Below are 13,133 nucleotides of genomic sequence, written 5' to 3'. Positions count from 1 at the left end.
ATGATAGAACAAGTACCTGGCGGTTCCGGAGCTGTAATTATATGTGATACTTATCCAGTCTCTCTTTTGGAAATTTCACCGGAAACATATGAACTGGCCAAACAGAAGAAGATCAGGCTTTATCTGGAATATCCGGATAAATTGTCAAATGTGAATATGGAAAAGGAAACTTTTCACGCATCTTTAGAGCGTGGAGTGATTACCAGTGATAAATTGAAAAAACTGAAATCAATGGATATTATAGGAATCAATGATTGTTATACCCGTGTGGCAAAGATTGATGATCCCTTGATTGTCTTGGCTCGTGTCGCAGGTTTTGATCAGGCGGAATATGGAATAGATGATGTTGAGAATTATCCATTGCTATGCGAGAAAGACGGTATGTTGATCGCTTTTACAAAACTAAGTAATTTTCGGACAGGACGTTACGAACCATTGGCATCTTGGCAATCCGTATGGGAATATATTATTTCATTTGTAACAGGTGATTCTGATTTTGTTTTTTCCACTGAGTGGCCATCTGACGTAAAACCGACGTATACGAGTGAACAATCTCTTCCGGCCAATGCTGGAAAGAATATGATAAGTAGAGGTTTGGAGTGGTTTTTCAATGGTTGTTTCTTTATTGATTCTTCATGGAAAGAATTGCAACTAGCACGGCAGGGAGATGGATTGATGCCTGTTGCTCGTGCACTTCCGGCTGATAGTAAAGTAGGAAATGGTTCAATGGGTATTCTTGAAGGCCATGCATCTAATATATATTATGATGGTGAACAGGATTTTCGCTATTGGCTTAGAGCAGATGTACAGGGAGAAGTTGCGTTTGCTCTTGCTTCCGGTGGGGAGTTATTGAATAATCCGACCTATGAAAAGGTTTCAAAGAATCTGATGGAGTATGTGCTGAAAAACTCATCATTCAGAACGGGTAAAAGAATTGACCCTTCAAGTTCCGTTTATGGTTTGATCGGTTGGTCCGATACTCATCCTTATGTCTTTTATGCGGATGATAATGCCCGTTTGGTACTTGGTTTGATCGGGGCTTCTGCTTTTATGGATTATGATCGATGGAATAAAGAAATTGTAGAGAATATATTGGCTAATTTCCGTTTAAGTAATGTAAATGGATTTTTTGGTAATGGTGGCCGTTTGGAAGAACCTCAGGTTCTGGAAAAAGGTTGGCAATATTATGCCAAGCGTCCGGAACTGATGAATCCTCATCCCCATTTTGAATCCTGGATGTGGGCTTGTTATTTATGGCTTTATGATAGAACTGGTTATCAACCTCTGTTGGAAAAGGCAGAAAAAGCTATTCGGCTTACAATGGAAAATTATCCGGATGGTTGGAAGTGGACAAATGGTATTCAGCAGGAGCGGGCGCGAATGATATTGCCGTTGGCCTGGTTAGTTCGGGTGCAGGATACTCCAGAGCACCGAGAATGGTTGGATCGGGTTGTAGGGCGTTTGCTGGAAAATCAACAATTTTCAGGTGCAATTCGGGAAGAATTAGGTAATAGTAGTACTGGTACATTTGGAAAGGCTAAATCCAATAAAGATTATGGTGTAACGGAAGCTCCGCTTATTTCACATAATGGTGATCCGGTGGCAGATATGTTGTATACATCTAATTTCGCTTTTTTCTCATTGAATGAAGCGGCTAGAGCAACGAGTAATCCTAAATACAAAGAGGCTGTAGATAAGTTGTCGGATTTTCTGATCCGTATTCAGGTAAAAAGTGAGAAATATGCCCATTTGGATGGAGCCTGGTATCGTGCATTCGATTATAATCGGTGGGATTATTGGGCTTCAAATGCCGATCATGGCTGGGGAGCCTGGTCTACCCTGACTGGATGGATACAGAGTTGGATCATTAGTACTCAGGTCTTGATAGAAGATGATACTAGTTTTTGGGAAAAGACAAAGAATGTTGCAGTGGAACCTTATATGGATGAAGCGACGCAAATAATGTTTGGAAACAAATAAAATAAGTATGGAGACAAAAATAAATTTTGGCTATCTTGTTTTTCTTTCCGTGGTAGCGGCTTTGGGTGGTTTCTTGTTTGGATATGACACGGCTGTTATTTCAGGAACGATTGCTCAGGTTACTCAATTGTTTCAATTAGATTCCATGCAGCAAGGATGGTATGTCGGATGTGCACTGGTTGGTTCTATAGCAGGGGTATTTATAGCTGGTATCCTGAGTGATATGTCGGGGAGGAAACGGACGATGATATTCTCCGCTGTTTTATTTTCTGCCTCTGCTGTTGGTTGTGCATTCAGTGCCGATTTTAATCAATTGGTTATTTATCGCATCATAGGTGGTGTTGGTATTGGCATAGTCTCAATTGTTTCGCCTCTCTATATTTCGGAAGTTTCGGTTGCAACTTATCGGGGGCGACTGGTGTCTCTTTATCAGGTCGCAATTACTGTTGGCTTTCTGGGTGCTTACATAACTAATTATTTCTTGTTGCGACTAGGGGAAGGTGATATTTTTTTTGTCAACTCTTGGATAAATCGTTTGTTCGTCTCGGAAGTATGGAGGGGAATGTTAGGGATGGAAACTTTCCCGGCTTTGCTTTTCCTTGTAGTTATTTACTTTATACCAGAAAGTCCTCGTTGGTTATTGCTGAAAGGAAAAGAGACAGAGGCTTCTTCTGTGTTTTCCGGAATATATCGTGATCCCGGTGAAGTAGAGAGACAGTTGAGGGATACATTATCTGTTATCCGAAGTGAATCAAAATCTGAATGGTCTTTGCTTTTTAAACCAGCAATACTGAGGATTGTATTAATAGGTGTCTGCATAGCTCTTTTGGGACAGTTTATGGGAGTAAATGCAGTACTATATTATGGACCTTCTATTTTTGAGAGTGCGGGACTTTCCGGCGGTGACTCTCTTTTTTCCCAGGTACTGATAGGCGTTGTCAATATGTTGACCTCTATTTTCGCACTTGTTATAATAGATCGGGTTGGGCGGAAAAAACTGGTATATTATGGAGTGTCAGGGATGATTGTTTCCTTATTGCTTATAGGAGGCTATTTTATATTAAGTAGTTCAGTACCTATATCCAGTCTTTTTTTACTGGCATTTTTTTTATGTTATATTTTTTGTTGTGCTGTTTCCATCTGTGCAGTGGTATGGGTACTTCTTTCGGAAATGTATCCTGCAAAGATTAGGGGATTAGCTATGTCTATCGCAGGTTTTGCTTTGTGGGTCGGTACTTATCTGATAGGCCAGCTTACGCCTTGGATGCTCCAGACTTTGACACCGTCAGGTACATTTTTTCTGTTTGCGATTATGTGCATACCTTACATATTAATAATATGGAAGCTAATCCCGGAAACAACAGGTAAATCTTTGGAAGAAATAGAGCAAAATTGGATAAAATGAAAAAAATCAGAATCAACTGCTGATTCGCATTATATTAATAGTTATGAAAAACATATCAAGAAGAAATTTTCTGAAGACGGGAGCTACTGTAGCTGCCGGTCTGACAATTGTTCCGGGTTCTGTACTTGGTAAAACATTCGGATATACGGCTCCAAGTGATAAATTAAATATAGCCGGTATCGGTATTGGTGGCATGGGACGTCGAAACCTGGCAAATATGAATACGGAAAATATAGTTGCGCTTTGTGATGTCGACTGGCATTATGCGGATAAAACATTCAAAGATTATCCGGATGCCAGACGTTTTAAAGACTGGCGTGTAATGTTTGATGAGATGGGAAAATCAATCGATGCCGTTATGGTTGCAACGCCTGACCATACGCATGCCGGTGTAACTGCACATGCCATCACATTAGGTAAACATTGTTATACACAGAAACCGCTTACCCATTCTGTTTATGAATCGCGCCTGCTTACCAGGCTAGCGAAAAAATATCGGGTTGCCACCCAAATGGGGAACCAGGGTAACTCATTCGATTGGTGCAGGCAGATCGCAGAATGGATACAGACTGGTATTATCGGTGAAGTCTATGAAGTGCACTGTTGGACTGACCGTCCGATTTGGCCACAGGGACTAATGCATCCGAAATATACAGTCAAATGTCCGAGAACATTGGATTGGAACCTATTTATTGGTCCGGCTCAAAATCGTCCTTACAACCCTGTTTACACTCCTTGGAACTGGCGTGGTTGGTGGGATTTCGGAACAGGAGCTTTAGGTGATATGGCCTGTCATATCATGGACCCGCTTTATTGGGCACTCGATCTGAAATATCCGGTCAGTGTGATCGGTAGTTCTACTTTGAGTAACTTATATTCTCCGCCTCACGCCCAAGCTGTGACCTACACATTTCCGGAGCGTCCGGCAAAAGAAAACGTTAAAATGCCGGAAGTAAAAGTTTACTGGTATGACGGTGGTCTGATGCCTCCCCGGCCGGAAGAACTGAAGGACGGACAGATGATGGGAGATGAAAACGGTGGTATTATTTTTATTGGAACAAAAGGAAAAATCATGACAGGCTGTTATGGAATGAATCCGACCTTGTTGCCTGTCTCCGATATGGAACATTTCAACCAGCCTAAACCTTCTATTCCGAGGGTTAAGGGGGGGAATGGTAATATCTGGTCAACGAATGCACATGAACAGGATTGGATACGTGCTTGTAAGGAATCAGCCGAAAACCGGACGGAAGCCTCTTCTAATTTTCAATTTTCAGGACCGTTCAATGAAATGGTTGTAATGGGGGGGCTTGCCGTACGATTATCCGGTCTGCAAGGTCTGCACCGAGAATTGCTATGGGATGGTGAAAACATGCGTTTCACGAATATCTCTCCGACAGATATGATAAAGATCGTGACAGTCGACGATTTCAAAGTGATTGACGGTGATCCCCGTTTTGATCGTCGTTTTGCAGAATTCAATGCAGCAGAAATGGCCAACGAATGGATCAGACACACTTACAATAACGGATATTCTTTACCGGATATGCCTGAATAACCTGATTAAAACAATTTTATTATGGTAAAACAATTATTCTGTGTCATACTCTCAATAGCTTGTGGCCTGCTTGTATTATCGGTGCAGGCACAAACTAAAGCGGAAAAAAACGGTTGGCGCCTGGGTATACAGTCGTACACTTTTCATTTGTTTACTTTAGCGGAAGCACTCGACAAAACCCAGCAACTCGGCTTGAAATATATAGAAGTATATCCTGGGCACAAGTTGGGCGGTAAATGGGGAGACCGGGTTTTCGACTTCAATCTGGATACCCTAACGCAAAAAGAACTGAAAGAACTGGCAACCTCAAAGGGCATCAAAATTGTTGGTATAGGAGTTTATGTTGCCGAAAATTCTTCTGACTGGGAAAAGATGTTTCATTTCGCCAAAGCAATGGATTTGGAATTTATCACTTGTGAACCAGCACTCGATGACTGGGATCTGGTAGAAAAACTGTCTGGGCAATATAACATCAAAATATCAGTACATAATCATCCTAAACCTTCCGATTACTGGGATCCTGATAATCTGCTAAAAGCCATTTCTCATCGTGGCCAGTCACTCGGTTCTTGTGCAGATGTGGGACATTGGCGCAGGGAAGGACTCGATCAGATAGGTTGTTTGAAAGAATTGGACGGACGCCTAATTTCCCTTCACTTTAAAGATATTGCTGCAGAAAAAGCAGGAGAGAAGGAGCAACATGATGTAATATGGGGTACAGGTATATTAAATGTAAAAGAAATGTTGAAAGAATTGAAGAAACAAGGTTTTAAAGGTGTATTTTCGATTGAATACGAATATAACTGGGAAAACTCTGTTCCTGATATAAAGAAATGCGTAAATTATTTTAATGAAGCAACGAATGAGATATTTTAACTCCAAAGGAATATGTTAATTGTTTCTTATGAATAGTGTAAAAACTGGAATGTATACTTCATATTCCAGTTTTTAGTTTTTGAGGATTTATATTAATCTTTTATCTTTGTAAAATTGTTGAATAAAGCATATTTTTGAAGCGTTTGTGCTATTATCATATTTTAAATTTAATTCCATGAAAACAAACTTGTTAGTCTCTCTTTGTTTAGTATTCCTTTGTGCCTGCCAGGCTCCACCGGTCGAAGAGTATGCAATCATCCCGCAGCCTCAGGAAATTACCTATACACCTGGGTTTTTCAAAATGGGGAATCATCCGGTTATTTCTTATTCCGGGGATTTGAATAATGAGGCAGGGTTGTTGCAAAAGGCTCTTTCTTCTGATTTTTCACTTAGTGCTACTGTAAAGGATACAGGTAAAGGTGATATTAACCTGATACTTGATCCGGCAGTTTTACCGGATAAGCCGGAAGGATATCAACTGGAAGTATCTTCCGGAAAAGTGGAGATAAAAGCCGGAACTCCTGCCGGTATTTTGAATGGTGTGCAGACGTTGCGGCAGATCATCAAGGAGAAAAATGGAAAATATATGATACAGAAAGCTTCTGTTTCTGACTATCCGGCTTTTTCCTGGCGTGCCTTTATGCTGGATGAAGGACGTTACTTTAAAGGAAAAGATGTTGTACTGAAACTTTTGGATGAAATGTCACAACTGAAAATGAACACGTTCCATTGGCATCTTACTAATGACCAGGGTTGGAGGATTGAAATTAAAAAATATCCGAAACTGACTGAAATCGGTGCTTTCCGCGATTCTTCGGAAATCAACCATTTTGGTAGTGACGTGTATGACGGGAAACGGCATGGAGGATTTTATACACAGGAAGATATAAAAGAAATTGTTGATTATGCCTCTAAACGCCATATTACCATTGTTCCGGAAGTAAGTATGCCGGGACATGCCAGTGCGGCTATCGCTTCTTATCCCTGGTTGGGCACAAGCGGAAAGCAGATCAAAGTTCCCGGAAAATTTGGAGTGCATTATGAAGTGCTGAATGTTTCCGATCCTAAAGTGTTGCAATTTCTGGATGATGTAACCAATGAAGTAATAGCGTTGTTCCCAAGTCCGGTATTCCATATCGGAGGGGATGAAGTGAAATACGATCAGTGGAAAGCATCTCCGGCAATACGTAGTTATATGGCAAAGAAAGGTTTGAAGACTCCGGCAGAACTTCAGATCTATTTCACAAATGAAATCTCCAATATGCTGGCGGCAAAAGGTAAGCGAATGATGGGATGGAATGAGATTACCGGAGATAAACTGCATGAATATCAGTCGGAAGAGGATACAAAAGAAGTAGAACAGCAGTTGGCAAAAGGTACGATCGTTCATTTTTGGAAGGGTGATCCGGCTCTTATCAAGAAAACAATCGATAAAGGATATGATGTGGTAAATTCCTACCATGAGTATACTTATGTGGATTACAATTATGAATCGATACCTTTATCCAAGGCTTATGCTTTTAATCCGGTTCCTGAAGGGTTGTCTCCTGAAGAACAAAGTAGAGTGTTGGGACTTGGTTGTCAGATGTGGGGTGAATTTATTCCTACGGTTGAAAGCATGAACCGGTTGACTTATCCGCGTATTGCTGCTTATGCAGAAACAGGATGGAGCGGTTCGGATAAAAAAGATTACAATCGTTTCCTGAAATCTCTTGATTACTTTAAGAATAAATGGGCTGCTGAAGGAATAGTGATAGGGCCGACTGAATAAAAAATATTTTTTTTGCAGAGCGATTAAACTATTTCCATGTAACAAAGTCTATTATATCGAAGCGCTTCACAAACAGGAAAATATTAATTTAGTAATAAGTATTAGTTTATGAAGAAGGTAATAGGATTGTTTTTGGTTATCCTGATTAGTTCGGCAACAGTTTTTGCACAAAGTGGTAATCGTCAGGGAAAGAAGGGAGATCCCTCTCAACGTAGTGAAAAAATGATCGAGGAATTGAAACTCGATGATAAGCAAGCTGCGGAGTTTCGTAAGGTTGAGGCTGATTTCCGGGAACAAATGAATAAGGAACGTGAGGCTGTAAAAGATGACCGCGAAAAGATGCGGGAAAAGATGACAACTATGCGTACTGAAAAAGAGGCCCAGATTAAGAAGATCCTGACAGACGAACAATACAAACTGTATCAGGAAAAACAGAAGAAAGCAGATAGCTCTCGTAAAAAAGGACATGGACGCAGATGATAGAAATAAAAAATCCCCGGCAGAGCATTCCGCCGGGGATTTTTTTATTTGTAATTAATTGATTATAACGTTTTCAGTTTCAGGTTACGCCATAATACTTTGATGCCACCACCGTCGTGGATCTGTAAAGCGATGCGGCCCTGGCCGGCACCGATTTTTTCATCATTGATGTTAACCATTTCTTCGCCATTCAACCAGGTCTGTACATTGTCACCCTGCACTTTGATACGCATGGTGTTCCAGTCACCTTCTTTCAGGATTGTTTCTTTTTCATCCGGGATCTGGACTAACCATCCGCGTCCGTATGATTCGTAGATACCGCCAGTATCGTGTCCTTTAGGAGCAACTTCAACCTGCCATCCGTTTACTTTTACGTCTTCTTCAATGAAAGAACGGATAAATACGCCAGAGTTACCGTCGGCTTCCTGTTTGAATTCTACTGTTAGGTCGAAATCATCATAGTAATCGCGTGTTGCCAGATAACCATATTTTTTATCCGGACCGCTTTCGCAAATCAGTAAACCGTCTTTTACATACCATAATTCTGTACCGTATGCTTCCCAGCCTTTCAGGTCAACACCGTTGAAGAGGTTGACTTCTTTTGTTTTACGGGGAAGTTCTTTGATCTTTAGATTACGGAAAGATGCGGGATAACCATGATCCTGTAAACAAAGAACACCTTTCTTTGCCAAACCGTATTCAGGAGCATTTGCCCATTTTCCACTGTTTTTCTTTTCATACCAATCATCTGTCCAAGCTTCAAATTCCACAATCTTTTGTCCATTTAACCAATGTTCTACATGGCCATTGTCGAATACAATCTTGGAATTGTTCCATTCGCCTTGTGGATTAACCTTCATTTTGGATTTGTCAGGCAAATGCATGGCATAATCGACACCTAGTTTCTGCCATTCTTCCAGAGGTTCCGGGAAGTTAGGCTCGTCGATCAACTGATATTCCGGACCTGTTACATAGGGTACGGCAAATTGCGGACGTTCAACAACATGATAAAGCATACCGCTGTTGCCGCCTTTAGACAGTTTCCAGTCCCATGACAATTCGAAATTTTCATACTGTTTGTCGGTTACGATATAACCGCTGGCATCGCTGCCGTCACCTTTAGCCTGGATACATCCGTCTACTACGTGCCAGGGTTGTGTCAGGGTGGTTCCGTTATAGTCTTTCCACCCGTTGAGTGTTTTTCCGTCGAAAAGAAGTTGCCATCCGTCAGCAACTTCTTCGGGAGTAAGCGTGTTTTGCTCAACACCTGCACAAGAGGTAAACAAGGCCAATGATACTGCACAAGAGGCCAATAAGCTTGTGGCTGTTACTCTTTTCACTACTGATTCCATTTTAGATTAAGTTTAAATTAATGATAATGATAAATTGCAAAGATAAAAAAGTTATTTAAAAGATTCTGCAAAAATACACGAAGAGGGTAACTGTCTTTCTGAAAATAAAGTTTTATCTTGCATGCCTTAAATCATACCTATGGATAAGTGGATACTACATTTTTCCCTTCTATTGGTTCTGCTCGGCTTTGTGTTTTTTGGTAGCAAAAAGGGTGAAGTGACTGCCTTGTTGAGAGTGGTAGAAAAATCTATAGAGAAAGAACCGGACAAGACGTTGATATTGTTGGATAGTATTCAACAGGTGGAAGAATTATCAGAGCAGCAACAAGCTCTTTGGTGTCTGTTGTATACGTCGGTGCTAGATAGAAAGCAGATAAAACATACTTCAGATTCCTTGATACAGATTGCAGTGAGTTATTATGAGAAGAATGATTTGCCTGAACGTAAGATGCAGGCATATTATTATTATGGAATTGTTCTTCAAGATTTAAACGATGCGATTCAGGCACAGGATTACTATTTGAGAGCTTATAAATTAGGAATTGAATTGGAAAGATACGTGTTCTTAGGACGTATATGCGCTAATTTAGGTACATTGTATACTTATCAGGAATTGTATAGCCAGGCTTCATATTTCCAGCAAAAAGCTGTCAGCTATTTTGAGAAAAACCGGGATATGGTTCGTCTATCGCTAGTGTTCAGGGATATGGCTCGGATTCATCTGAATGAGCATCGTTTGGATAGTGCGGTCGCTAATTATACAAAAGCATTGAAGTATACTTCGGATGTACATAAATTTTGTATGTTTAATGAATTGGCTGGTACGTATGGACGGATGGGAGATTATGAAAAAGGGGTGTCTTGCGCTCATATGGCTTATAATCGGGCAGAGACTGTTGAAGATTCCTGTTTAGTCAGCTTGGCGTTGGGGAGTCTTTATTTAAGAATGGGAAAGAAAGATTCGGCATATCATTATCTGTCTTTCTGTCGTCAAAGTACAGATCCGTATACCTTAAAAGATCTCTATCTATATTTGGCGCAATTCGAAAAGTCCCGGCATAATTGGCCGACTTATGCTTTTTATCAGGAGCAATATAACGTATTTCGTGATTCGATTGATAACCTGACCAAAATGGAGACCCTTGCCAGGTTACAACGACTGTATGACTATCGTGAGATTGAAAAGAAAAAGGAATATTATCGGCAAGAGTCGGATCGTAAGACAGGCAAGTTGTATAAACTCTCTTTGGGGGGCGTTGGCTGTCTGCTGTTCGTCGTCTGTATCATTTTTTATCTGTGGAAAGAAAGGAAAAAGAAGGAGGAACAGCTTAACCAGTCTTTGCGTCGTAAGGAACAGCAATACTTGAACAGCCAACAATATTTAGAAGAACGAAATGCAGTTGTGACGCAGTTGGAACAACAGTATGAAGCGGTTATGGCCCAATTATCAGAACAATCTTCCCGGTTTACAACGTCTGTTCAGGAGAAGATAAATTCATCGCATCCATTTTTCACATCCGAATTATATCGGGGAGTGTACGCAGAATGGAAAAAACTGGATGAAGTACAATGGGCGGAGGTTATTAAAATGATAGATCATATATTGTATAAAGATTTTACTGGCAAGATAAGAATGTTGTATCCCCGTATATCTGAGTTGGATTTGAATGTGTGTTATTTGGTAAAATTGGAGATTCCGGTAGGGCGTATTGCTGTTTTATTGTCAGTGAATAGTCAGGCGATATCCAATAAACGTAAGCGTTTGTATGAAAAATTGACTCAAGAGAAGGGATCCGCACAGGATTTCGATAAGTTCATCAAAACCTTTTGACACTTTTATTTCCTCTATGATGTTGTTTATTAGATGCTTAAAAATGTGACATTTTTGTGACATCAAATCCTTGGTGGTCTTTGGGGCGGTTTCTACTTTTACGAATCCAAATAAAATAGTCTATGTTTAATAACTAATATAACTGAAAACATGAAAAGTAGAAATCTTATGTTGGGAGCTATTCTATTCATATTAATGGGATGCGGAGTTGATAAATCAGACAGTCTTGTCACAGTAGATGTTACGGCAAATTATCCAAAGAAAGAACTGGTTTTGCAGGATTTTATGGATGTGGAATATATTCCGTTGGAAACGACGGATGAATTTGTTGTCAAAGGCAAGATCACGGATGTCGGTAAAGATATCTTGGTATTGACGAATGTTCGTCAGGGGGAAATTTTGATATTTGACCGGTCGACTGGCAAAGGATTGAAGAAGATTAATCGTAGAGGTCAAGGTCCGGAAGAGTATATATTGCCTTTTAATGTTCATTTGAATAAAGAAGAGGATGAGATGTTTGTGAATGACGGTCCTTCAAGTAAAATCCAGGTATATGATTTGGATGGCAATTATAAAAGGACAATCCCTTATAAACAGGGTGCACTTGTCACGAACTTGTACGATTATGATGAAAATCATTTTCTTTCTCAGAATGTTTATTCGCCTGAGAACGAGTCTTCTTCGTCTACGTTCTTTCTTTTGTCTACACAAGATGGAAGCTGGACGGATATTGCGCTTCCATACGGGAAGAGAATCTCTCCGGTAATCGTAAAGCGTGCAGTGGATGGGATTTACGCAAGTGTTCCCGGTAATAGTTTTATATCTTCTTATCAGGGCGATTGGATTTTGAGTGAACCTTCAGCCGATACTATCTATGCCCATCGGCCGAACGGAGATCTTCGTCCGTTTATGGTCAGGACTCCTTCTGTACAGACAATGACGCCGGAAGTCTTTCTTTTTCCGGGAGTCTTGACGGATCGTTATTATTTTATGCAAACGGTGAAAAAGGAATGCGATTTCGAAAAGAATGACAAAATGCCAACTGTTGATTTAATATATGACAGGCAGGAAAAAAAGATTTATCATTCTATAATTCATAATGCAGACTTTGATAATCGTGAGGAAGATTTGTCGGTATGTGCTTTAAATGAAGAGATTGCTTTCGCCGTATCTTTGGATGCTTTATCACTTATTGAAGGGAAAGGTAAATTGAAAGGTCAGTTAAAAGAAATAGCTGCTCATTTAGGGGAAGAGGATAATCCTGTGGTTATGCTGGCTAAGATAAAAAACTTCTGATTTAAAATCATTAAGAACTGTATCGAACTCAGTCCGGCTACAGTATAAGTGATTCGTTTGATATATATCAAACGCAAAGAACACATATATGCTTCATTCATTTGATAATTGTGTATTATTCATTCGATATATATTGAATGAATAAAAGAAAGGGAAGTCGTGTTCTGAAATAAGTAGACAAAAACCTAAAGTAACCGTATGGTAGAATCGGAAGATGCGGGTTGTACCGGTTAGCGAGGAATATTTTTTAGGCTTCTTTGTGCGTACATTATATTACAGCGTCTCCGGTTAAAAAATAAATGAAAAATAATCGGTAAAAAGTTTGGAGCGTATATAGTAATCGACTACTTTTGCACCCGCATTCGAGAGAGAACGGCGCACCAACATGATGAAAGAGGTAACCTGAGGAAAGGGGATGAGGTTAGATGTTCTAAGCAAAATTCCAACCGCCACAGCGACTCAAAAAAACTTTTCAATTTTTCTTCTGAAAAATTTGGCAGTTAAAAAAAAGTCCTTACCTTTGCAGCCGCAATCGAAAAGAAAGCGAAAGTTCTTTGAAAGATTTACATATCAACAAGTAGTAC

At 40.1% G+C, this 13,133-nt stretch carries 9 protein-coding genes; 8 read left to right on the top strand and 1 reads right to left on the bottom strand.

The genetic code is table 11. From position 1 onward, the window contains the following. From NBH14_RS16655 to NBH14_RS16630, 6 genes are all read left to right on the top strand, one after another. Positions 1-1,980, top strand: a complete 1,980-nt coding sequence (locus NBH14_RS16655; RefSeq protein ID WP_222622121.1) for a hypothetical protein — start codon at positions 1-3, stop codon at positions 1,978-1,980. 7 nt (positions 1,981-1,987) lie between these two features. Continuing rightward, positions 1,988-3,385: a sugar porter family MFS transporter gene (locus NBH14_RS16650; RefSeq protein WP_186960269.1), complete on the top strand. Its 1,398-nt coding sequence runs from the start codon at positions 1,988-1,990 to the stop codon at positions 3,383-3,385. Between the two features lie 43 nt (positions 3,386-3,428). After that, a complete protein-coding gene (locus tag NBH14_RS16645) occupies positions 3,429-4,943 on the top strand; it encodes a glycoside 3-dehydrogenase (protein WP_186960195.1) in 1,515 nt (504 codons plus the stop codon). A 21-nt stretch (positions 4,944-4,964) separates the two neighbouring features. After that, complete coding sequence (locus tag NBH14_RS16640; RefSeq protein WP_186960194.1) at positions 4,965-5,819, top strand: sugar phosphate isomerase/epimerase family protein; 855 nt, start codon at positions 4,965-4,967, stop codon at positions 5,817-5,819. Positions 5,820-5,994: 175 nt separating this feature from the next. Next, a complete protein-coding gene (locus tag NBH14_RS16635) occupies positions 5,995-7,590 on the top strand; it encodes a beta-N-acetylhexosaminidase (RefSeq protein WP_186960193.1) in 1,596 nt (531 codons plus the stop codon). A gap of 108 nt (positions 7,591-7,698) precedes the next feature. Continuing rightward, positions 7,699-8,070 (top strand): Spy/CpxP family protein refolding chaperone, encoded by a 372-nt coding sequence (locus NBH14_RS16630; protein WP_186960192.1) that lies wholly within the window; start codon positions 7,699-7,701, stop codon positions 8,068-8,070. A 62-nt stretch (positions 8,071-8,132) separates the two neighbouring features. On the opposite strand, the gene NBH14_RS16625 is transcribed toward NBH14_RS16630, so the two are convergent. Then, positions 8,133-9,422 carry a 3-keto-disaccharide hydrolase gene (locus NBH14_RS16625; RefSeq protein ID WP_128135060.1) on the bottom strand — a complete coding sequence of 430 codons (1,290 nt, stop codon included), beginning with the start codon at positions 9,420-9,422 and terminating at the stop codon, positions 8,133-8,135. 139 nt (positions 9,423-9,561) lie between these two features. Between NBH14_RS16625 and NBH14_RS16620 the strand changes: the two genes are divergently transcribed. Next, a complete protein-coding gene (locus tag NBH14_RS16620; RefSeq protein ID WP_186960191.1) occupies positions 9,562-11,253 on the top strand; it encodes a hypothetical protein in 1,692 nt (563 codons plus the stop codon). 150 nt (positions 11,254-11,403) lie between these two features. Continuing rightward, entirely contained in the window at positions 11,404-12,549 is a 1,146-nt protein-coding gene (locus tag NBH14_RS16615; protein WP_250817664.1) for a DUF4934 domain-containing protein, read from the top strand. Positions 12,550-13,133: the final 584 nt, after the last annotated feature.

It is taken from the genome of Parabacteroides caecihominis (genome assembly GCF_023656785.1).
Classification (GTDB): Bacteria; Bacteroidota; Bacteroidia; order Bacteroidales; family Tannerellaceae; genus Parabacteroides; species Parabacteroides segnis.
Note: the sequence above shows the minus strand (reverse complement) of the source record. Positions and strands in the feature narration are given on the sequence as shown.